Origin of the sequence: Veillonella parvula (genome assembly GCF_032577575.1) — a bacterium.
Lineage (GTDB): Bacteria > Bacillota > Negativicutes > Veillonellales > Veillonellaceae > Veillonella.
In genome coordinates this window covers 456,709-479,878 of sequence record NZ_JAWFVO010000001.1, presented here as the reverse complement: position 1 = coordinate 479,878, position 23,170 = coordinate 456,709, and the positions used below count along the sequence as shown (strand labels likewise).

Here is a 23,170-nt window from a genome sequence, read left to right as displayed (position 1 = left end):
TGTGGGTCTCCTCTTTTTCTGAATGGTAACTTAGGATATAATACAAACAGAGATGAAAGGGGGTTACCGTGTGAAACTGTCGAAACGACAAGAACAAATTGCTCAAATCGTTCGCGAAGAAGGTCCTGTAACAGGTAGTGCCATTGCTGAACATTTAGAGGTCACAAGATCTGCGTTGCGCTCAGATTTATCTGTATTGACCATGTTAGGTGTGTTAGATGCACGTCCAAATGTAGGCTATTACTATGTAGGACTTTCAAAAGAAACACAAACGGCTGAGCGATTAAAGTCATTTCTGGTAAGTGATGTATTATCTCAAGCAGTTGTGGTCAATGGGGATACGAGTTTGTATGATACAATTGTCACATTATTTACAGAGGATGTAGGTACCATATTAGTGTGTGATGGCTCATACCTAGTAGGTGTGGTATCTCGAAAAGATTTATTACGCGCCTCTATGGGACAAACAGATTCGCATACCATGCCTATATCTATGATTATGACCCCTGTAAGTAAGGTTATAGCGGTGGAGCCTACCGATACTTTGGTAGAGGCTGCACAGAAAATGATAGATTATGAAGTAGATTGTTTACCTGTCGTCGCTCGTGAGGATATAGGTAACAAGAAGCGTTTAAAGGTTGTGGGCCGTGTATCTAAAACGACGGTAGCAAAAGTATTTTTAGAATGTAGCATACACTGAGGTTGATAGAATGGCAGAAAAAATTATTTATGCAATATCGGATTCTCTGGGGGAAACTGCTGAGGCTGTAGCGAGAGCTACGGCGAGTCAATATGATAAAGAGCAAATTGAAATTGTTCGTGTTCCCTATATTGATAGTGAAAGCCAAATTGATGAGGTTATAGACGACGCAAAACGTGGGAATCATGTTATTTGCCATACCATTGTGTCTGCGTCTTTACGTAAGTATTTGCATGAGAAGGTGGCTGAATATAATATTCCGGCTGTGGATATCATGGGCCCTGTTCTCGATGCAGTTGGTACTATTGCAACTACTAAACCTCGCATGACAGCAGGTATGGTTCATAAGCTCGACCAAGAGTATTTTAAAAAGGTTGAAGCTATTGAGTTTGCCGTGAAATATGACGATGGTAAAAATCCATCTGGTTTTGAAAAGGCCGACATAGTTATTATTGGTGTATCGAGAACTAGTAAGACACCATTGTCCATGTTCTTGGCGTACAAAAAGATTAAAGCCGCAAATTTGCCACTAGTTCCAGAGGTACCGTTGCCAGAGGAATTATTCAAAATTCCGGCAAAAAAAATCGTGGGCCTTATTATAGATCCATACAAATTAAATAATATTCGTAGTGAACGTTTACGCGCTATCGGTCTTGAAGACGAAGCAAATTATGCATCTATTGAGCGTATTCAATCTGAATTGGATTATGCAAAGGCTATTATGCGTCGTTTGCACTGCCAAGTGTTAGATGTTTCTAATAAATCCATTGAAGAAACAGCTTCTCTTGTCATGCAATTGATTGATAAAAATCGCGCGTCGGAGGGTAAATGAATATACGTGAACAAATAGAGGAGAGGGAGGTTTTGTTTCTGTCTCCCTATGCTGCTAAAAGCCGCGATGCAATCCGTGATATAGAAGAAAAGCCTGATCCACTTAGAACCGCGTTTCAACGCGATCGGGATCGCATCATTCATAGTAAATGTTTTAGACGGTTAAAGCATAAGACACAGGTATATATTGCGCCAGGTGACCATTATCGGACACGCATGACTCATACCCTTGAGGTAGGTCAAATCGGTCGTACTGTGGCTCGTGCATTACGTTTAAATGAAGACCTTGTGGAAGCTATTGCCATGGGTCATGATGTGGGACATACACCATTTGGTCATGTAGGTGAATATGCATTGCGAGATATGGTGGGGCACTTTAATCATAATGAGCAAAGTTTACGCATGGTTGAGGTATTAGAAAGACATGGTGATCATCAAGGACTCAATTTAACCACCGCTGTTCGAGATGGCATCGTAGGTCACACAGGAGCTACAATTCCTGTGACCTTGGAAGGTCAAATTATTCGTATTGTAGACCGTATTGCGTATTTGTGCCATGATTTTGATGATGCACAGCGAGCAGGTATGTTGACGGCAGAGGCGTTGCCTTTTGAAGTGCGCGAACATTTTGGTATGACTCCATCCAGTATGATTACTGCAATGGTAGAGGATATGGTACGGGAATCCTTGGATAAGCCAGCTATATCTATGTCTGCTGATGTGGAAATGACGATGAATCTATTCCGTCAATTTATGTTTAAACATGTATATTTGGCACCAGCTTTAATTCCGGATCGCAAAAAGGCATCCCATGTGGTGAAAAATCTATTTACTCACTTCATGGAACACCCTGATGATATGGAAGGCTGTGAAACAGGTAAAGCGTTTTACTCTACACGTGATGTAGTTGATTATGTAGCAGGCTTAACAGATCAATATGCTATTAAGTTATTTAAGCAATATTATATTCCAAATATTACATTATAAATAACAAAAAAAGCAGTTAGTTCAAAATGAACTAACTGCTTTTTTGGGGCTCTAGAACCCCAAAGAGTACATGTACTTTTTATTTTACGCGCGTGTAACTTTATTAGAACGAAGGCAGCGAGTGCATACGTTTACTTTTTTTGTAGCACCGTCTACAACCGCCCGTACTCTTTGAATGTTCGGTTTCCAAGTTTTTCTTGTGCGAATGTGAGAATGACTCACGTTCATACCGCTAGATGTGGATTTACCACATACTTCGCAAAGGTTTGCCATAGTTTCCACCTCCAAGCTTAATCTATAACATAACAAAAGTATATTATCATAAAGAATAGCTTAAAGCAAGTATTTTTGTCGTACATATTGCTCTTTTTATGAAATATACTACAATATAAGGTATACTATATATCATATTCTAAGATATAAATGGACTTTTACACAAGGATATACAAAAATTGGATATATCTCATGTGTTTATCGTATATTTAAAGGAGTTCTTATGGATGAACGATTGACGACTATAAAGGGAATTGGTCCTGGTCGTGAGAAACAATTGCATAAATTGGGAATTACCAATGTTACATCCTTATTGACTTACTTTCCCAGAACCTATGAAGACCGGCGTACGATTTATAGAATTGGTGATTTAAAATCAGGTATGACAGGTGGTATCGTAGGTACTGTTATTGCTGTACAAGAGAAACGCCCTCGCCCTCGATTGTCTATTTTAGAGGTAGTCATTGCAGATGGCACAGGTCCTTTGAAGATTGTTTTGTTTAATCAAGGGTATAAAAAAAACTTTTACAAAAAAGGACAACGTATATATGCATATGGTAAGGCTGAGTTTCAATATGGTTCCATGCAAATGAATACACCGCAAATGGAAAACTTAGGAGACGGTGGTGAACCAGATCGAGGTATCGTTCCTATTTACGCGCTTGCTGATGGGGTATCTCAGTTTGTGGTTCGTTCAACTGTACGTAATTGGTTCGCAGCTAACCATGAATTACCAGAGATTTTACCTGTGGAGGTTCGTGATGATCATCATTATATGAGTCGCTATGATGCTTTTAAGATGATGCATTTCCCAGACTCCTCAGAGCTCTATGAAAAGGCTCGTTATCAATTGGCCTATGAAGAGTTGTTCGTCATGCAAGCTGGTTTAGCTTTGTTGCGAAATAAAGAACAATGCCATAGAGGGCCTAAAATGGGACCAAATGGGGAACTAATGGCTCAGTGTATAGAGAATTTACCGTTTTCCTTAACAGGTGATCAACAACGAGCATTAGAGGATATTCGTATCGATATGGAAGACGAACGACCTATGCAAAGGTTGTTGCAAGGTGATGTAGGCTCTGGTAAAACCGTTGTGGCTACCCTGAGTTTATTAAAAGCCATCGAAAATGGGTATCAGGGGGCAATTATGGCTCCTACGGAGATTTTAGCGGCTCAACATTATGAAGGGATACAAACTGTATGTGCTAATTTAGGTATTACTATAGAACTATTAACTGGATCCTCCACGAAAAAGGAAAAAGAACGCATCTATGAAGGCTTAGCTGATGGAACAATTCATATGATTATTGGAACCCATGCTCTTATTCAAGAGGGGGTTAATTTTCATAATCTAGGCCTTGTTATCGTCGATGAGCAACATCGCTTTGGCGTAGATCAACGGGCGAGATTGCAACAGAAGGGAACATATCCTCATGTACTTATCATGACGGCTACACCAATCCCTCGTACCATGACATTATCCGTATATGGAGATTTAGCAGTATCTTTAATTAAAGAAATGCCACCAGGGCGAAAACCTGTTAAAACATATGCTGTAGATAGTTCTTATAAAGAGAGATTACGCACTTTCTTTTGTAAGGAAATGGCAGAGGGGCGTCAGGTCTACGTGGTGTGCCCTCTTGTAGAAGAATCCGAAAAATTAGACTTGCAAGCCGCTGAGGAATTGTATCTAGAATTAAAAGAGTACTTTTATAAGGCCTATGAAGTGGGCCTCGTTCACGGTCGTATGAAGCCGAGTGAAAAAGATGAAGTGATGAATGCCTTCTATAGGGGTGAAATTTCATTACTTGTTTCTACAACAGTTATCGAAGTGGGGGTTAATGTGCCAAATGCGACCATTATGTGCGTTGAAGGGGCAGAGCGATTTGGTCTATCTCAGCTACATCAGCTGCGGGGCCGTGTAGGTCGTGGCGCTCATCAGTCCTATTGCATTCTTGTTAGTGATTCTAAAAATGATGTAAGTCAAGAGCGCTTAAAGTTGATGGAACAAATCCAGGATGGATTTGAGCTTGCAGAGCAAGATTTATTGCTTCGCGGATCTGGTCAATTATTTGGATTAGCTCAATCGGGGCTGCCAGATTTACGCGTTGCTAATATTATCAAAGATATTGAAATTTTAGTAGAGGCTCGCAAGGATGTACTAGATTTTGCAAATCAATTCGGAATAGAAAAATTAGAATCTATCATGAAAGAAGAATTAGAAAAAAGATTTGGTGAAAAATTTCTAAGAATATTGTATAATTAAGAGGTAGGATTAATAAGTATATAAGCATCGATAATATTAGATTTTATCTGGCTTTTTCCTTGTCTATATGTCCTTCATACCGTATAATAGAACAAACAATTTATTTCATTTTTCATCTATGGAGGTTAATATGCCAATTATTCATGTAGAGCTCGTCGAAGGGCGTACAAAAGAACAAAAGAAACAATTAGGTGAAGCAATTACAAAGGCTGCGGTTGATATCGTAAATGTTCCTGCTGATGCAGTAAAAGTTATCTTCGTAGATATGAAAAAAGACGATTATATGGAAGGCGGCATTTTGCGGTCTGAACGCTAAGGCTACGACTGACCGCCTAGTCCATAGGGACTAGGCGGGTCGTAGTTTTGTTTTATTATACGGAAAGGAAAGAAATATGAGAGACGATAAATTCGGTATGCGTGGACTAACTTTTGATGATGTATTATTAATACCAGCAGCTTCGGATATACTGCCTAATCAAGTAGAGTTAAAAACTCAATTAACTCGTGATATTACATTAAATATTCCTATGATTAGTTCTGGGATGGATACGGTTACTGAATCACGGATGGCGATTGCTATGGCTCGTGAAGGTGGTCTTGGCGTTATCCACAAAAATATGTCTATTGAAGAGCAAGCTCATGAAGTTGACAAGGTAAAACGCTCTGAACACGGTGTTATCGTTGATCCTATTTTCTTAAGTCCTCAAAATTTACTATCCGATGCAGCAGAACTCATGGAAAAATATAAAATCTCTGGTGTACCTATCATAGAACATGGTAAACTAGTAGGGATCATTACAAATCGCGATATGCGTTTTGAAACTGATTTAAGCCGACAAATTGGGGAATGTATGACAAAAGATTCCCTAGTTACTGCACCGGAAGGTACATCTCTTGAAGCGGCGAAAGCTATCTTAAGCGAACATCGTATTGAAAAATTACCTCTTGTAGATGGCGACGGTAACTTAAAAGGCTTAATTACGATTAAAGATATTGAAAAAGCGACTAAATATCCAAATGCAGCAAAGGATGGTAGTGGCCGATTATTAGTTGGTGCTGCAGTAGGTGTTTCTCAAGATTTGTATGATAGACTTGATGCGCTTGTATCTGCTAAAGCTGACGTAATTATTGTTGATACTGCCCATGGGCATTCTGCAGGTGTTCTTCGTACGTTGAAGGACATTAAACAAGCGTATCCTCACATTCCTGTAATTGCAGGTAATGTGGCAACTGCAGCAGGCACTGAGGCTCTTATCGAAGCCGGAGCTGATGCAGTTAAGGTTGGTATAGGACCTGGTTCTATTTGTACAACTCGTGTTATTGCTGGTATTGGGGTACCTCAAATTACAGCAGTCTATGAGTCTGCTCAAGTGGGGCGTCGTTATGGAGTTCCTATCATTGCTGATGGGGGTATTAAATATTCTGGAGATATTGCTAAAGCTATTGCGGCTGGTGCTAATGTAGTTATGATGGGTAATATTTTAGCGGGTACTGATGAAAGCCCTGGAGAAACAGTGATTTATCAAGGCCGTTCTTATAAAGTATATCGAGGCATGGGTAGTCTAGGGGCTATGAAACTCGGTAGTAAAGATCGATATTTCCAAACAGAAGCTAAGAAATTAGTTCCTGAAGGTATAGAAGGTCGTGTACCATATAAAGGTATGCTGGCCGATACAATTTTCCAAATGGTTGGTGGTTTGCGTGCAAGTATGGGGTATTGTGGATGTCATAACATCCAAGAAATGATTGAAAACACTCAATTCATTCAAATTACAGCGGCTGGTTTGAAAGAAAGTCATCCGCATGATGTAAGCATTACCGTTGAAGCACCAAATTATAGTGGTTGATAATGGAGTATTACATTGAATAAACGTATTTCTGTTTTATCTGTGCCTATCGATTGTGTCACAATGGATGAGGCAGTCGAACGTATTTTACAATTAACTGAACAGCCGGGGCTACATTTAGTAGCAACGGCTAATGCAGAAATGGTTATGTTGGCTAATGAAAATCCTACATTGCACTCCATATTGAATAATGCTAGTCTCGTCGTTCCCGATGGGGCTGGCATTTTGTGGGCTGCAGAGCGTCAAGGAGAACATGTGCCTGAACGCGTAACAGGTGTAGACGTAACTATGGAATTGTTTAAAGTTGCGGCGACTCATCAAATTCCTGTATACTGCTTGGGGGCGGCACCTGGTGTTGCTCAACGAGCGATTGATAATGTATCTGCTCAGGTAGGTGCATTAAATATAGCAGGAATTCATGACGGATTCTTTGATAGTGCAGAGGAACAAGAAATCATTAAATCTATAGCTGAATCTAAGGCAAAATTGGTATTTGTTGCCTTAGGTGTGCCAAAGCAAGAACAATGGATTGCAGAAAAGTTGAGTCACCTCGATGGCGTAGTTGCCATCGGAATTGGTGGTTCCTTTGATGTCTTGGCAGGTAATATTCCTCGGGCCCCAGAATGGATGCAACAAAATCGACTTGAATGGTTGTATCGATTATATTTAGAACCTCAACGGATTGGCCGCATGTTGGCTATTCCAAAGTTTATGTGGACCGTTATTAGAAATAAATAGAGGAGTGTTGAATCGTGCCTACAGGACCAATAATTAAGGAAGGGTTTCCTCTGATAGGAGCTATGCTCATTATCACTGTGGTGTTAGGATATTTAGGACATTATGTAATTGCGATTATTTCATTTATTCTGGCATTATTTTTCGTCAATTTCTTTAGAAATCCTAAACGTGTAATCCCTCAAGATCCAGATTTGATTTTATCCCCAGCGGACGGTAAAATCATGGATATTTCTGATGTATACGAAGATATTTACTTACATAAAGAGTGTAAAAAAGTAACTATTTTCTTATCTGTTTTTGACGTGCATGCTAATCGTGCGCCTATTGATGGTAAAATTACGTACCGTCACTATACGATGGGTAGTTTCCTACCAGCATTCAAAGATGATGTAGGTTTTGAAAATGAACGTCATACTATTTGTATTGAAAATGATCGTACTTCCGTATTAGTAACGCAAATTGCGGGCCTTTTAGCAAGACGTATCGTATCTTGGACAGACCTAGATAGTGTACTTGAACGCGGTCAGTTGTACGGGATGATTAAGTTCGGTTCCTGTACTGAGCTCTATATGGATAAGAATGTAGAGTTGTTCGTGGAAAAAGGTCAACATATTACAGGTGGTGATACTGTTATCGGGAGGTTACGACATGAATAAATCTATTATTCCAAATTTATTTACTAGTGCAAACTTAGCATTTGGTGTTCTTGGTATTACGTTGTCTGCTACTAATAATACATTCTGCGCAGCCATATGTATATTATTGTCTTTAGTAGCAGATGGGTTAGATGGGCGCGTAGCAAGAGCTTTAAATGTTGCAGGACCAATGGGCCGGGAACTTGATTCTCTGTCTGATGTAGTGGGATTTGGTGTAGCGCCTGCCTATATGCTTTATATGAAAGAATTAAATGGTTTAGGATGGATTGCATATGTGCCATTATTAGCTTTTGCAGTGCTTGGTGCATTTCGTTTAGCGCGATTTAATATTAAAACTGACGAAGTTCATGGCTATTTTGAAGGTTTACCAATTCCAGCCGCTGGATGTTTAGCGGCGACTTACGTATTGTGTGGCGTATCGGTACCTCAATTTGTGTTGGTAGTTTGTATGATTGGTATAGGTCTCCTTATGGTTAGTGAAGTTAAATATCCCGATTTTAAAGGTAAAAGTGAGATTTATATCAATAAACTTTCTATTGTACTCACAGCCATATTTGTTATAGCTTGTCTCGTGTATGATTGGCATACATGGGCCGTTATGATTTTTGCTGGCTATGTAATGTTTGGGCTTATTAACGGGGCTTTAAATATAGTACGTAAATAGATGTGTGGAGGAGAATAGTATGAATTACCTACTGGATCTATTACTGATTCCTATGCAGGTAATAATCGTAATTTATACGGTTTATTATTTTATACTCGCTGTCGTAGGTATGTGGCGATCGCGAGTACATAAAAATTATACCCCTAAAAATTCCTTTGCCATCGTTGTATGCGCTCATAATGAGGAAGCTGTTGTTGGTGAGTTAGTTAAAAACTTACGTGGCCTAGATTATCCAGATGATCTGTACGATATTTTTGTAGTTGCCGATAACTGTACAGATAAGACTGCGGAAGTAGCAAGTGCTGCTGGCGCTAATGTACATGTACGTGAAAATAAACAAGAAATAGGCAAAGGTTATGCCATGGGGTGGATGTTTGATCGGGTAGAACAAATGGATCGGAAATATGATGCATTCCTGATTTTTGATGCCGATAATTTAGTACATCCTCAATTTATGTTAGAAATGAATGATCATCTTGAAAAAGGTGAGTCTGTAATTCAAGGTTACTTGAACTCTAAAAATCCAACTGACTCTTGGGTAGCCGGTACGTTCTCCATAGCCTTTTGGATGGTTAACCATATGTGGCATTTAGCAAAATATCGTCTTGGATTATCTACGGCCTTAGGTGGTACAGGCATGTGTATTCGTACATCTATTATTCGCGAATACGGTTGGGATTGCAATAGCTTAACCGAAGATATGGAATTTTCCATGAAACTATTGACTCATGGTATCCGTACTTGTTGGGGGCATGATGCTATCGTATACGATGAAAAGGTTACGACTATGATGGCTTCTTGCAGACAACGTTTACGATGGGCTCAGGGGCAATTTGACTGTGCGGGTCGATATATTCCTAAATTATTTGCTATTGGTATCAAAACAGGGAATATTATGATTTTGGATGGTATATTCCAAGTGAGTCAACCTTATTTCTTATTGTTGACAACCGTATACTTGGTGTTATCCTACATCAATGCGTATACTCCAATTTATACAAATATTTTGTATCAAATTATGCCTATGTCTGTATGGACAATTATAGGTGTTGGTCAATATCTATTCCCATTAATTGTATTGTTGAAAATCAAGGTACCACCAAAGATTTGGTTCTATTATTTACTATATCCATTATTTGTTTATTCTTGGATTCCAGTAAATATTTTAGGGTGGTTCCGCCGTCATAATAAGGTATGGTCTCATACAGTCCATACGAGAGCTGTGGGCTTAGATGATGTTAAATTAACACGTATGGGCAATATGAATAAGAATGAAAAATAGAATCTGTAGGAGTGACTATGCATATTTTAATGTGTAATGACGATGGCATTTTAGCAGATGGTTTACGTCATCTTGCATCGTATTTAAGTCAATATTATAGAATTACCGTTGTAGCACCTGCTAATGAGCAAAGTGCTAAATCCCATGCATTGACGACCGAGGTTCCATTGAAATTAGATGCTTGCAATGGCGAGGATGAAAATCCTCGCCTTTATGCTCTAACGGGAACGCCGTCCGATTGCATGAAGTTCGGTCTCAGTTATTTATTGGCTGATGATATGCCAGATCTTGTAATTTCTGGAATTAATCATGGATTTAATTTAGGCTCTGATGTATTGTATTCCGGCACTGTTTCGGCAGCTATGGAAAGTGGTTTTTACGGTATTCCCGGTTTAGCATTATCTGTTGAGAGATATTCTGTTGAACGGGGAGACGAGATGCATCCATTTATACATGAATTGATTGAGAAAATTTATGTGGCGGGTCAGTTTAGCGGTTTACTAAATGTGAACTTCCCATTACGTGGCACATGTGATTGGGATCATTTTAAAATGGTGAGCCAAGGCTTACAAACCTACAGTAATATTATCGAAGCTCGCATTAATTCAAGAGGACAGGATTATTATTGGTTAGCTGGCGAGCTAGACTATGGTGCTGAAAGTGTTCCTACAGATGTAGAATTTGCCCGTAAAGGCTATATTACAGGTGTCGCACTCACATGGAAACAACAATGTGATACGGATATGAAAAGGGTTCAAAATATTTTAGATGAAATATAAAAAATATGTTGACATTGCTTAGGGATGTCTGTATAATAACAAATGTTCCGATACGCCGGAGTGGCGGAATGGCAGACGCACTTGACTCAAAATCAAGCGGGTAACACCGTGTGGGTTCAAGTCCCACCTCCGGCACCAACATTAGGCGGTAAGACTTTTGTCTTACCGCCTATTTTTATATTTATAAATTTATATACTATAATATACATTATTAATTTCATGAGGTGACAGTATGGATCAAGGTGTAATTGATTATATTACAAATATCTTTGATATTCCTAAACTTACTCAACAGGTTAGCGCTGTACAGATGCCATTGCCATTATCTCGCTTGGCAGAAATACCATTAGATGGATCTGTAAATCAGTGCCAAGGATTTTGTTATAATTCCAAAAAAGACGTTTTTGCTTTAGCTTGTATTAATTCAGATAATACGAAGCAAATTATTTATGAAATTAATCCAAAAACTTTTACTGTTGTTGCAAAATATGAGTATAGTTATAAAAGTTTATTAGGTCATATGAATACCTTAACTTATAATTCTGTCAATAATCGTTACTATACAACAAATGCTGTTGTAAATGGATATAACCTTACTCCTATTGAAGCGGATAGCATGATTGTTGAAGCACCGATTAAACTAAAAGAGAAAGTTTTTAATTTTGCATATGATAAAGTACGCAATGAATATGTATCAATTGTGCCTTTAACAAACTCTGAACGGACAATTAATTATTACGACTCCAATTTTAATCGTATTCGTTCTTATAAAATTGATGCTAACCATACAAACTTAAATAATAACGGTGCTTACGCAACTAATGGAAATACTTTATTTACAACGTTGACAACCTTTGTATACGTCGATGAAGAGGGGGTTGTTAAAAATATTAGCCCTTATGCTTCTGGAATGGAAGTAGAAGACATGGATTGTCGAAATGGTCAAATGTATATGGCGGTTAATCGCAAAGGTAAAGTTGAAATTTATAGTTTGCCTAGCCTACCATTTTCGGTAAATGTCTAGATATTATTTATGTTTTAATCCCCTTTATGAGTGTATAATAATAGTATTAGGGTATTTTAGGAGCTATTATGAAATTAGGGAATGATATTATAGAGATTGACCGTATACGTCAAGCTATAGAGAAATCAAGTTCATTTAAAGCGCGCGTTTATACGATTCATGAGATTGAATATTGTAAAAGTCGGAATAAAGGATGTTACGAATCCTTTGCAGGTATATATGCTGCAAAAGAGGCTTTTATTAAAGCTTTAGGCACAGGGATGAGGCATGGATCATGGCAAGATATAGAGATTTATCATGATAAATGGGGCGCACCCTTAATTCGTTTACAAGATACTTTCAAAGATATTTACGAAACATCAGGTTATACTGATATTCATGTATCGATTAGTCATTGCAAGGATTATGCAATGAGTACAGTTATACTTGAAGGAGCATAAGATGAATATTTTAACTACAGAAGATGCTCGATTTATAGATCGAGAGGTTCCTAAGCAATTAGGAATCTCTTTAGAAATCCTCATGGAAAATGCTGGGCGTGGTATCGTAGATGCCTTATGGGGAGAGTACGATTTATTTTCCCTGAATAATGGCCGTTCCATAAATAGTTTTGTTTTATTCATATGTGGTACGGGTAATAATGGGGCAGATGGCCTTGTAGCGGCTCGCCATTTGATGGAGCAAGGCGTACCAGCACAAATTGTACTAGTAGGAGATATAAACAAGTGTAGTGATCTTTTTGCAGTGCAAATTGAGCGCTGCAAAGCTATGGGCTGTAGCATCGATATGTATGATGAATTCAATGATTGGTCCAACGTAGCCATCGCTGTGGAAGGCATCATGGGAACGGGCTTTACTGGAAGGTTAAGAGAGGTGACCATCGATATATTAAATGATATTGATACTATGCGTAGTCAGTATAATTTTGATTTGTGGGCTATTGATGTACCTGCAGGTTTGGATGCTACTACTGGTCATGTAACTGAAGGCACACTGACCTATGATTATACTGTTACTTTTGGAGCTATCAAACAAGGTTTGTTATTATATCCCGGAAAGGCTATAGGAGGAACCGCTGTGGTTGCTCCATTGGGTGCTCCTTGGCAGCAGGTACTGGGTGAACGTGTTAGAACTATAACCATTGATTCTGATTTAGCAGAAAAAATTATCAACTATCGTACTCCAATGGCGCATAAAGGTGTCAATGGAAACACTTTAATTATTGGTGGTTCAAATGATATGATAGGAGCCCCTATTTTGGCTGCTGAAGCGGCAGTTCATAGTGGTGCTGGTAAAGTAACATTAGCTGTACCCCAAATAATTAAACAGATTGTACAAAGCCGTGTCATACCTGAGGTGATGGTTACTTCCACAGAGACTAATAAAGAACTTTTTGATTGTCGCCAAGTTGTTGCTATGGGACCTGGTTTAGGTCGCACCCGTGAAATCTGTAATTTAGTGGAGCATATCTTAGATGCTTACGAAGGAGCATTAGTACTAGATGCTGATGCTTTGTATGCATTGGGACATGTTGGTTGTGTTAATAAAGATGCTTTGCGAGATGGTGATATTGAGTTTGCATATACAGTGGAAAAAGAACTTCCATATTGTGTCATGACACCGCATTTAGGTGAATTTAGTAGACTTATTGATTTACCTATTAAATGGATTGAGCGTCATTATATCATGTTGGCTAGAGAATTTGCTAAGGCTCATCAAGTTACTCTTGTACTAAAAGGAATTCCTTCAATTGTGGCATTACCTGATGGAACAGTGTATGTAAATACTATTGGTAATGCGGGCATGGGTACTGGCGGTATGGGAGATGTACTGACTGGTGTAATTGCTGGTTTTATAAGTCAGGGTTATTCACTACAAGATAGTGCTGTTCTCGGTGTATATGTACATAGTCGTAGTGCAGATATTCTGAATGAAACAAAGAGTTGGGGTTATACTCCGAGTGATGTCAGTGCTTCTTTAGGCTTCGTGGTTAGTGAATTATTGGGAGATTATGAATGACAAATAGAATACAACGCTTTATAGCTTTCTTGTTGGTATTATGTATTCCTATCTTTGCCATTGCAGGATGCACAAATAATGATGTAGCAAACGCAGCAAATCAAGCAACTACTAACGCTAATGGGGCTTACTCGATCGATACTAAAACGACTACCCCTGAAGGTAATCTAGATGTATATATGCTAGATATTGGTCAGGGGGATGCTATATTACTTAAGGTAGGCGATGAGTATAGCATGATCGATACTGGTGACATAGAACATCGTGAAAATATTGTAGCTCAACTTAAAACTATGGGGGTAACAAAGCTGAAAAATATTATTATCACGCATCCTCATGCTGATCATATGGGTGGTTTCTATGCTATTGCAAAGGCTATGCCTATTGAAAATGTATATGATGATGGTATTGCCGTTGATAATAATATGTACAAAACTTATGAAAAGTGGATTGAGAAAAATAAAATTCAACGAACTACTTTGAGAAGTGGAGATGTAGTTGATTTTGGACATGGTGCTGTATTCATAGTATATGCTCCTTGGATTGAACCTTTAACTGATAAAAAAGGGGAGACAGATCTTAATAATAATTCTATTGTAGGTAAATTAATCTTCGGTAAATTCTCTATGCTCTTCACGGGTGATGCTGAATGGCAAGAAGAGAAAAAACTTATAAAAGAGCAGAATTCCAGATTGTTTGCTCGTATTCTTAAGGTAGGTCATCACGGTTCTCGTACAAGTAGCTCTGAAGATTTTTTGAAATCTATTAAGCCTGAAAGTGCATTAATTTCAAATGGCATGTATAATAAGTATGGTCATCCTCACGATGTGACATTACGTCGCTTGCAGGAAAATAATATTGCTATTTACCGTACAGATACGATGGGACGTATTCATATTAGTACGGATGGGAATGAATGGCAAATTACAACTGAACGTTAGTTTTGATTACTTATACAAAAAATTATTTTTATGAAACTGTTTTTTGTGTATTCTGTATAAGGTCTTTATATAGTAATATGTGTAATCGGCATACTAATCTTCATGTTTGTATGAAATAATCTATTTATAATCTAACATTAGTTTATGGATAGATTGGAACGATGAGATTTTGATAGATAAAAATATCATCGACTCATCTCTATGGTTTGGACACTATGTATGTCAGTTAGATTGGAGTGAATGTATTGCGTAAACTATTTTTAATGTGCCTTGCAGTCTTGATGGCGATACCTTTATTATTGACTCAAGCAAAGGCAGCTAATTTGGAAGATGCTCGATGGGTGACTAGAACAGATGCACCTGTACCATATGTTCGTATTGTTATGGACTTATCGGCACCTATAAAGGCATCTGCATCAATTAGCAAAGATGGGAAAACTACGACTGTTACTTTAAAGAATACAAAGCTAAAGACGGCTAAAGAGAACATTTCTATGGACTCAGCTATTGCTAGCTCTGCTAAACTTTCACAAGATGGCAGAGACGTTAAAGTAACAATCAAGACACCTTCATCTATTGATACTAGTGATGTAAAGGTTTTTTCCTTGAAAAAAGATACGGTTAATAAGAAACCGTATCGTATCGTTGTTGATGTTCAGAAAAAAGGTGCTGTAGCTAAGCCTGCTTACTATGGTAAAAAGCCATCTCAATCTGCACATCCAGCAAAAAATGTACCTACAGGATCTGGTAAATACTCTACTAGTGGCGGTTTATCTGGCAAAACAATTACTATTGACCCAGGACATGGTGGTAGTGATTCTGGTGCTATTGGACCTCACGGTGTACAAGAGAAAAACATTACACTACCAATTTCTATGTATTTGAAAAAATCTTTAGAAAATCGTGGTGCTAAAGTACTTTTGACTCGTACTACCGATGTAGATGTATATGGTCCTAATGCAAGTGGTGTTGATGAATTGGGGGCTCGTGTTAACGTGGCTAACCGTAGTAATTCTGATGTTCTTGTGAGCGTTCATATCAACGCATTTAATAATCCTAGCGTTGGTGGTATTGCAACATATTACTATAGCAAAACTGGTAACGATGCTCGATTAGCACAAAAGGTACAATCTCAAATTGCTGACACACCTGGTTTCAATGGTGATCGTGGCATTCAAGAAGGTAACTTATACGTGTTGAGACATTCTAATATGCCTGCAATTCTTGTAGAGCTTGGTTTTATTTCTAACCCTAATGAGGAACGTGTGCTACAATCTCCTCAAACTCAAGAAGACTTTGCTAACCGCATTGCAAATGGTATTGCTAATTACTTTGGAGGTTAATCGATGAAATTACGTAAACAAGTTCTATCGATTCTCTGTGTAGGTATGCTGGCATTTGTAGTGGGTTGTACACATGAACAAGCTCCTACAACAGGTAAAAGTGAACCTACGCAAGAGACGAAAGTCAATAAGGATGCAGAAACAAGTAAAGTATCTCAAGAAAAGGTTAAGATGGCCTTCTTTGTTCCTACAGAGGATGGTTCTGGGGTAAAACAAACTACCGTTGAGATGGAGGCGAATAAAGTTACGCCTAAAGCAGCTCTTTTAGCAATGTTAAATGCCGATAGAGCACAAAAATATCCAGTCTTCTCTAAGGATATTGAAATTACATCTGTTACTGTAAAAGATGGTATTGCTTCTGTTGAAGTAAATGATGCATTCGTAAAGGGTAATGGCGGAGACTTAACTGTTAAATTACAAATGGCTGCTATTGTAAATACATTGACATCCTTTGATAATATTAATGGTGTTCTATTTGTCAATAATGGTAAAAAAGTGCCAACTGTAGGTTCCTTTGATACTAAAGAACCTGTTAAGAGAATGACGAATCTAATTAAAAAATAATTCTTTTAAAGACATTTATAGCAGATAGTTGTTATATCAACTATCTGCTATTTTTGTTGTCTTTTATATATGTTACAATACAATAAGTAATAAACGGAAACTAGGTGATCAGATGCAATTAAAAGATGTAGGGGAATTTAATTTCATTCGCCAAATTCAAGATAACACAATATATAATCCTAATACTGTAGTGTATGGTATTGGTGATGATTGTGCTATTTATAAAGCAGAACAAAATACAGAGCAATTGATAAGCACTGACACAATGGTGGAAGGTGTTCATTTTAGCTTTCACTATATGATGCCCTATGATGTAGGGTATCGCCTTATGACGGCTAATTTAAGTGATGTTGCGGCTATGGGTGGCATTCCTAGACAAATTGTATTATCTGTAGCCGCACCAGACCATGTTGATACAGTCATTCTTGATGAAATTTATAGGGGAATTAAAGATCAATGTATGCGATATCAACTCAATATATTGGGTGGAGATACGGTACGTACAGAAGGGCCCATGGTTTGGACTGTAACAATTATCGGAGAGGTTCCTAAAGGCACTGCGGTTATGCGAAGTGGTGCGAAAGTAGGAGATGTTGTAGGTGTTACAAACTATGTAGGTTATGCAGCTACAGGCTTAGGAGCGTTATCATATAATTTAGTAGGCTATGATATGACCAAAGTGGGGCATCAACGTCCCGAACCACAGATTGAATTGGGGCAAAAATTGCGACAGCTTGGTATCCATAGTATGAATGACATTAGCGATGGACTAGGTAGTGAATTGAATGAAATTGCTACAGCTAGTAATGTTTCCATTGTATTTGAAGAACAAGCAATCCCTCTACACGAGGAGACTTACGAATTAGCTAAGCATTTACAAACTAATCCAGTAGATTATGCTTTGTATGGTGGAGAAGACTTTCAGTTAGTCTTTACGGCGCCAAAATCACTACTTTCGGAATTGGAAAAGCTAGCAGGCATTACGTTGATAGGAGAAGTTTTATCTGGCCCCCCACGGGTTCAAATGGTAACATCTGATAAAACGATTAAGACTGTAGAAGCGAAAGGATATAATCATTTTCATGAAGGATAAGGTACAGGTTCATTTAAAGACTCATACAGTAAAAGACACACAACAATTTGGTCAATTATTAGGCGAATGGGTTAAACATAATGGGGACCCTCTTTGTATAGCACTAGTTGGTGACTTGGGGACAGGAAAAACACATTTGTCGCAAGGAATTGCAAAGGGCTTTGGGGTTACTGAAGAAATTACAAGTCCTACCTTTGCCATCATGAATACCTATGATGTGAATCGAACTCATTTATATCATTTTGACGTATATCGCTTGGAAGATATTAGTGAACTGGAAAATATTGGCTTTTATGAGTATACAGAAGATTGCGTATCCATTGTAGAATGGGCTGATAAATTTCCTCATGAATTGCCTGATGAAACACTATGGATTTATTTAACGCGCATTGATGATACAAGCCGATCCATTACATTAGTTAGTGATTACCTTACAGCGGATGATTTAGTAGAAATAGGAGGCCCATATGTGGTTGGGAATTGAGACGAGCTCACTTGTGTCGAGTGTGGCTTTAATGGATGAAAGTTGCCTAATTGGGGAATTGACCATTCAAGCTGGATTGACTCATTCTGAGCAGTTGGTACCTCATATTGATATGTTATTACGGACCTGTCAAGTTGAAAAAAGTGAATTAAAAGGGATTATGGTTAGCATTGGACCCGGTTCTTTTACAGGGTTACGGATTGGTATGGGGACCGCTAAAGCTATGGCTTATGCCTTACAAATTCCTTTATATGGTGTAATGACCATGGACAGTTTAGCTCGTAATGTGGCTTATACGGACCGCACGATTTGTACTGTTATCGATGCTCAGAAAAAACATGTTTATGCAGGTATCTACAAATATGATGATAATGAATTGGTTTGTAAAGAGGAACCTTTTGTCATTGCTGCTAATGATTTATTAGATCGACTCCGAGCATCTGAAGAACATGTAGTGTTCCTTGGGGATGGCGTTAAGCGAATAGAAAAGCTATTAGATGAAAGTGATACAAATTTAACAATTTTAGATATCTCGCAACGTATTCCAAAAGCTAGTTCTCTATTACTGGCTGGCCGTAGATTGGTAGACTCTGAAGAGAGTTCTGATCCTATGGATATGGTTCCTTATTATATTCGACGCTCAGAAGCAGAAGTGTTATGGGAAGAACGCCATAAGGATAATCCTGAAATGTTGAACCAAAATCCTGCAGTTATAGTTACTGAGGCAGCGGGAGTCGAATAATGGAGATTCGTTTGGCTACAATAGATGATGCTCAAGCTATCTATGCTATTGAACAACAGTCTTTTTCTGTTCCTTGGAGTTTAGAATCTGTTCTCGTTGAGTTAGAAGGGGCATCAAATAAATTATATATGGTAATTTGTGAGGAGAACAAAATTGTTGGATATGCAGGTGCTTGGCTTGTATACGATGAAGGTCAAATCACGAATATCGCTATTATTCCTTCCGCACGAGGTAAGGGATATGGATCAAAACTTACCAAGCAATTAATAGATGAATGTCTTACGAGAGGTATGAAAGAAATTTTCTTAGAGGTGCGCATATCTAATTTAGCAGCATTGGCTATGTATAGAAATTTAGGATTTTCTGTAAAAGGAATTCGTAAAGATTATTATTCAGAGCCTACGGAAGATGCTTATATTATGTCTCTCGTTTCAGAGGAAATAGAATGAGTATATACACATTAGCCTTGGAAAGTAGCTGTGATGAAACCTCTGCTTCTGTCCTTAAGGACGGGCGCACCGTTTTGTCTAATGTTATTTCAAGCCAAGTACCAATACATAGAAAATTTGGTGGCGTTGTACCTGAAATTGCATCACGTCATCATATAGAACAAGTTATACCTGTTATAGACCAAGCATTACGTGATGCGAATGTGACTCTACAAGATATCAATCATATTGGTGTTACGTATGGGCCAGGTCTTGTAGGGGCTTTATTAGTTGGTATAGCTGCTGCAAAAGGGTTATCCTTTGCTACAGGGATTCCCTTGGTGCCAGTGCACCATATGGAAGGTCATATTTTTGCTAACTTTTTAGCTAATCCAGAACTGGAGCCTCCGTTTTTAAGTCTTGTTGTATCTGGTGGTCATACCATGTTAGTACATGTAAAAGGATATGAAGATTTTGATGTTCTTGGTCAAACACGAGATGACGCAGCTGGTGAGGCTTTTGATAAGATTGCACGGGTTATGGGATTTCCTTATCCAGGGGGTCCTCATATCGATGCCCTTGCCGCTGAAGGGAATCCAGAGGCTATTGAATTTCCAAAGGCTTTAAGTGAGCCAGGTAATTTTGAATTTAGCTTTAGTGGTTTGAAATCCGCAGTTTTAAACTATTTAAATAGTAAGCAACAAAAGAATGAGCCTATTAATCAAGCTGATGTGGCCGCATCGTTTCAAAAGGCCATCGTAGATGTGTTAGTAGAAAAGACGAAAGATGCCGCACATACTTTAGGTGAAAGTCGTATTACTATTGCTGGCGGTGTATCAGCTAATAAAGGATTACAAAAGGCTTTAGAAGCTATGTGTATAGAAGAAGGTTTTACTTATTACAAACCACATAAAATTTTGTCTACTGACAATGCGGCCATGATTGGATGCCGAGCTTATTATATGGCGCAGGCCGGAAAATTTTGCGATTTAACATTGAATGCAAAGCCCAGTGTTGAAATTGGATACGTATCTTGGAAAGAGGATTAATCGTGGATATTGGTCAAGATATATTAAATAGAACACCATTAGGACCATTACAAACCTCATTACTTGAGCATATTAGTAAACTCATATCCTTTGGCGAGTCTTTAACTCGTCAAAGGATACAGATTTTTACCCCCCTACTAGAGACAGGACAAGGTGAGAGATCACAACAATGTGCAGATATGCTATGTATAGAACGCAGTAATCAAGGGATTACTACACGTCAATTAAAAGGCAATCATACGTGGCATGCTATGATGAAAGATGGTCAACCACTTATCGGGTTAGATGACAAACCGCGTCAATATGTCTTTCCTATCGTAGACAACGGAGGTCGTATTATTGGGGGTATATCTTTTACATTATCACCATCTATTAAGGCAGAACAATATGAGCAAGAATACCTTTTGTCTGATACGATGCAACGTCTTATGCTGACGGCTACTGATGAACAAATATTGTCTTACGAACCCATGTCCTATTTTGATGGTTTAATTATTTTCGACGACACTTATAAAATACTGTATGCTAACGATGCAGCTATGAAGTTAGTAGATGTATTAGGCTTTGATCGTCGCTTGGTAGGTTCATCAATTTTTAGCAGTACCTTAAAGATGTCCGCTATACAGCAAGTATTATCAGATAGAAGTATACGTACAAATGAAGAAATCTATCAAGATATGGTAATTCGTCAGCACATGATTCCTATTGCTATGGGGCGCAATGAAACGAGGTGCTTTTTAGTTCTTCATGATTGTACTCGTGAAAGTAAACAGCAACAAGAATTATTGGTTAAAAATTCCATTATCAAAGAGGTTCATCATCGTGTAAAAAATAACTTACAAACTGTAGCAGGGTTATTGCGTATGGAGGCGAGACGCTCTAGCTTGCCAGATGTAAAGCAAGCACTCCAAGAGGGGATTAATCGCATCGAGAGCATGGCTCTAGTTCACGATATAGTGTCTCATTACGATGAGGATTATATTGGTATCCGATCAATTTACGATGAATTATGTCGTTTGTTGCGTATGAGTATGGTGCGACAAGATCAAGAGGTTACTTTTACTTACAGTGGCGAAGATATGCTAATTTCTTCTCATATGGCGAGTTATGTATCTCTTATTATTAATGAATTGATTACGAATAGCTTAGAACATGGGTTAGACGGGAATCGTGGAAATGTTCATCTAGCAGTTACTGATGCAGGTAGTACAATTAAACTGGCTTTTACAGATAACGGAAAAGGATTGCCTAGTGATTTCTCTGTTTCTTCTAATAAACGGTTAGGTTTAACAATTATTAATAATTTAGTTACTCATGAATTAAAAGGAAGTTTATCCATAGAAAATACTGGAACAGGTGTATTGGTGACGATATATATGAAAAAGGAGGCATAAATGCGCGTTTTAATCGTGGATGATGAATCCCTAATACGTATGGATTTACGAGATATTATTGAGTCTTGTGGTCATGAAGTCGTTGCAGAAGGTACAAATGGTGTTGAAGCTTTAGCACTTTGTAAAAAACATAAGCCAGATATTATATTGATGGATGTTAAGATGCCAGAATTAGATGGTATTGAGGCGGCACGTCAAATTGGCTTTCACCATGAAGCACCTGTAGTATTATTAACAAGTTATAGCCAGCAAGATTTAATCGATAAGGCTCGAGATTCTGGTGTATATGGCTATTTAATTAAACCAGTACGGGAGGAACAGTTAGTTCCTACCTTAGAGATGGCTTTAGGTCGCTATAAAAGTGATGCTCAGTTGCGCGAAAAGATGGCTGAGCTAGAACAGTCATTAGAAGATCGTAAAATCATTCAAAAGGGAACTGGTATATTAATGGAACTATATTCTATATCTGAAGTGGAAGCGTATAATCGGATCCGCACTTTAAGTATGAATAAACAAATATCTATTATAGAAACATGTAATCTCATCATTAAACAGTCTAATAAGTCAAATAATATCTAAAAAGTCAAAAAATCAAAATTAGTACTTGCAATTATTTTAACTTCGGTTATAATAATACTTGTGATTAGCACTCAATGAGTTAGAGTGCTAATAAATTATGGAGATTAACTAGTAAAAAGGAGTGACATTATATGTTAAAACCATTAGCTGACCGCGTTCTTATCCGTCTAGAAGCAAAAGAAGAAAAAACTAAAAGTGGTATCTTCCTTCCTGATACAGCTAAAGAAAAGCCTCAAGAAGGTGTAGTTGTAGCTGTAGGTGCTGGTAAAATATATGACAATGGTCAACGTGTAGCTCCAGAAGTTAAAGTTGGCGACACTGTTATGTTTGCAAAATATGCTGGTAGCGAATTAGAAATCGATGGCGCTACTCATTTGATTATTAGCGAACGCGATATTTTAGCAGTATTATAATCGCTGATTTATAGTCTATATGACTATAAAAACTGATGATACATTCTATATTGCCTAAGGGCACATATATTTCG

General features: G+C 38.1%; 26 protein-coding genes and 1 tRNA gene. 26 read left to right on the top strand and 1 reads right to left on the bottom strand.

Annotated elements, in window-relative coordinates; translation table 11 throughout:
- Positions 1-70: 70 nt before the first annotated feature.
- From E7K77_RS02255 to E7K77_RS02245, 3 genes are read left to right on the top strand one after another with little or no spacing between them, the layout of a single operon-like run.
- Complete coding sequence (locus E7K77_RS02255) at positions 71-700, top strand: helix-turn-helix transcriptional regulator (RefSeq protein WP_230949587.1); 630 nt, start codon at positions 71-73, stop codon at positions 698-700.
- Positions 701-710: 10 nt separating this feature from the next.
- Positions 711-1,532 (top strand): pyruvate, water dikinase regulatory protein, encoded by an 822-nt coding sequence (locus E7K77_RS02250; protein ID WP_008601139.1) that lies wholly within the window; start codon positions 711-713, stop codon positions 1,530-1,532.
- Complete coding sequence (locus E7K77_RS02245; RefSeq protein WP_077708491.1) at positions 1,529-2,518, top strand: deoxyguanosinetriphosphate triphosphohydrolase; 990 nt, start codon at positions 1,529-1,531, stop codon at positions 2,516-2,518. Before E7K77_RS02250 ends, E7K77_RS02245 begins: the two co-directional genes overlap by 4 nt.
- An 84-nt stretch (positions 2,519-2,602) precedes the next feature.
- Here E7K77_RS02245 and rpmB read toward each other — a convergent pair whose 3' ends face one another.
- Complete coding sequence (rpmB, locus tag E7K77_RS02240) at positions 2,603-2,791, bottom strand: 50S ribosomal protein L28 (RefSeq protein ID WP_008601135.1); 189 nt, start codon at positions 2,789-2,791, stop codon at positions 2,603-2,605.
- A gap of 223 nt (positions 2,792-3,014) precedes the next feature.
- Here rpmB and recG point away from each other — a divergent pair, with 223 nt between their 5' ends.
- The 23 genes from recG to groES all read left to right on the top strand — a co-directional run bounded on the left by recG (position 3,015) and on the right by groES (position 23,096).
- Entirely contained in the window at positions 3,015-5,057 is a 2,043-nt protein-coding gene (gene recG, locus E7K77_RS02235) for an ATP-dependent DNA helicase RecG (protein WP_077708490.1), read from the top strand.
- A 130-nt stretch (positions 5,058-5,187) separates the two neighbouring features.
- Entirely contained in the window at positions 5,188-5,373 is a 186-nt protein-coding gene (locus E7K77_RS02230; protein ID WP_004696087.1) for a 4-oxalocrotonate tautomerase, read from the top strand.
- Between the two features lie 76 nt (positions 5,374-5,449).
- Positions 5,450-6,904, top strand: coding sequence for an IMP dehydrogenase (gene guaB, locus E7K77_RS02225; protein ID WP_325306026.1), 1,455 nt, complete (start codon positions 5,450-5,452; stop codon positions 6,902-6,904).
- Between the two features lie 15 nt (positions 6,905-6,919).
- Positions 6,920-7,642 carry a WecB/TagA/CpsF family glycosyltransferase gene (locus E7K77_RS02220; RefSeq protein ID WP_123137893.1) on the top strand — a complete coding sequence of 241 codons (723 nt, stop codon included), beginning with the start codon at positions 6,920-6,922 and terminating at the stop codon, positions 7,640-7,642.
- 14 nt (positions 7,643-7,656) lie between these two features.
- Positions 7,657-8,298: a phosphatidylserine decarboxylase family protein gene (locus E7K77_RS02215; RefSeq protein ID WP_123137894.1), complete on the top strand. Its 642-nt coding sequence runs from the start codon at positions 7,657-7,659 to the stop codon at positions 8,296-8,298.
- Complete coding sequence (gene pssA / locus E7K77_RS02210) at positions 8,291-8,962, top strand: CDP-diacylglycerol--serine O-phosphatidyltransferase (RefSeq protein WP_039964980.1); 672 nt, start codon at positions 8,291-8,293, stop codon at positions 8,960-8,962. Before E7K77_RS02215 ends, pssA begins: the two co-directional genes overlap by 8 nt.
- Before the next feature lie 19 nt (positions 8,963-8,981).
- Positions 8,982-10,244, top strand: a complete 1,263-nt coding sequence (locus E7K77_RS02205; protein ID WP_004697272.1) for a glycosyltransferase family 2 protein — start codon at positions 8,982-8,984, stop codon at positions 10,242-10,244.
- A gap of 17 nt (positions 10,245-10,261) precedes the next feature.
- Positions 10,262-11,023: a 5'/3'-nucleotidase SurE gene (gene surE / locus E7K77_RS02200; RefSeq protein WP_123137895.1), complete on the top strand. Its 762-nt coding sequence runs from the start codon at positions 10,262-10,264 to the stop codon at positions 11,021-11,023.
- Positions 11,024-11,077: 54 nt separating this feature from the next.
- Positions 11,078-11,161: transfer RNA gene (locus tag E7K77_RS02195), tRNA-Leu, on the top strand.
- 94 nt (positions 11,162-11,255) lie between these two features.
- Positions 11,256-12,047, top strand: a complete 792-nt coding sequence (locus E7K77_RS02190; RefSeq protein ID WP_123137896.1) for a hypothetical protein — start codon at positions 11,256-11,258, stop codon at positions 12,045-12,047.
- A gap of 68 nt (positions 12,048-12,115) precedes the next feature.
- Entirely contained in the window at positions 12,116-12,487 is a 372-nt protein-coding gene (gene acpS, locus E7K77_RS02185) for a holo-ACP synthase (protein WP_008601123.1), read from the top strand.
- Position 12,488: 1 nt separating this feature from the next.
- Complete coding sequence (locus E7K77_RS02180) at positions 12,489-14,066, top strand: NAD(P)H-hydrate dehydratase (RefSeq protein WP_123137897.1); 1,578 nt, start codon at positions 12,489-12,491, stop codon at positions 14,064-14,066.
- Positions 14,063-15,007, top strand: a complete 945-nt coding sequence (locus E7K77_RS02175; protein WP_174892282.1) for a ComEC/Rec2 family competence protein — start codon at positions 14,063-14,065, stop codon at positions 15,005-15,007. Before E7K77_RS02180 ends, E7K77_RS02175 begins: the two co-directional genes overlap by 4 nt.
- A gap of 245 nt (positions 15,008-15,252) precedes the next feature.
- Positions 15,253-16,350: an N-acetylmuramoyl-L-alanine amidase family protein gene (locus E7K77_RS02170; protein WP_077708483.1), complete on the top strand. Its 1,098-nt coding sequence runs from the start codon at positions 15,253-15,255 to the stop codon at positions 16,348-16,350.
- A 3-nt stretch (positions 16,351-16,353) separates the two neighbouring features.
- A complete protein-coding gene (locus tag E7K77_RS02165; RefSeq protein WP_077708482.1) occupies positions 16,354-16,914 on the top strand; it encodes a GerMN domain-containing protein in 561 nt (186 codons plus the stop codon).
- Between the two features lie 112 nt (positions 16,915-17,026).
- Positions 17,027-18,007 carry a thiamine-phosphate kinase gene (gene thiL / locus E7K77_RS02160; RefSeq protein WP_077708481.1) on the top strand — a complete coding sequence of 327 codons (981 nt, stop codon included), beginning with the start codon at positions 17,027-17,029 and terminating at the stop codon, positions 18,005-18,007.
- Positions 17,997-18,491, top strand: a complete 495-nt coding sequence (gene tsaE / locus E7K77_RS02155; RefSeq protein ID WP_123137899.1) for a tRNA (adenosine(37)-N6)-threonylcarbamoyltransferase complex ATPase subunit type 1 TsaE — start codon at positions 17,997-17,999, stop codon at positions 18,489-18,491. The genes thiL and tsaE overlap by 11 nt, the downstream gene beginning before the upstream one ends.
- The gene (tsaB, locus tag E7K77_RS02150; protein ID WP_077708479.1) at positions 18,475-19,233 is read left to right on the top strand and encodes a tRNA (adenosine(37)-N6)-threonylcarbamoyltransferase complex dimerization subunit type 1 TsaB; all 759 of its coding nucleotides are present in this window, start codon (positions 18,475-18,477) and stop codon (positions 19,231-19,233) included. Before tsaE ends, tsaB begins: the two co-directional genes overlap by 17 nt.
- Positions 19,233-19,682 (top strand): ribosomal protein S18-alanine N-acetyltransferase, encoded by a 450-nt coding sequence (rimI, locus tag E7K77_RS02145; RefSeq protein ID WP_004696055.1) that lies wholly within the window; start codon positions 19,233-19,235, stop codon positions 19,680-19,682. The genes tsaB and rimI overlap by 1 nt, the downstream gene beginning before the upstream one ends.
- Entirely contained in the window at positions 19,679-20,710 is a 1,032-nt protein-coding gene (tsaD, locus tag E7K77_RS02140) for a tRNA (adenosine(37)-N6)-threonylcarbamoyltransferase complex transferase subunit TsaD (protein WP_123137900.1), read from the top strand. The genes rimI and tsaD overlap by 4 nt, the downstream gene beginning before the upstream one ends.
- Before the next feature lie 2 nt (positions 20,711-20,712).
- A complete protein-coding gene (locus E7K77_RS02135; RefSeq protein ID WP_123137901.1) occupies positions 20,713-22,104 on the top strand; it encodes a sensor histidine kinase in 1,392 nt (463 codons plus the stop codon).
- The gene (locus E7K77_RS02130; RefSeq protein WP_004696048.1) at positions 22,105-22,683 is read left to right on the top strand and encodes an ANTAR domain-containing response regulator; all 579 of its coding nucleotides are present in this window, start codon (positions 22,105-22,107) and stop codon (positions 22,681-22,683) included.
- Positions 22,684-22,814: 131 nt separating this feature from the next.
- Entirely contained in the window at positions 22,815-23,096 is a 282-nt protein-coding gene (gene groES, locus E7K77_RS02125; RefSeq protein WP_123137902.1) for a co-chaperone GroES, read from the top strand.
- Positions 23,097-23,170: the final 74 nt, after the last annotated feature.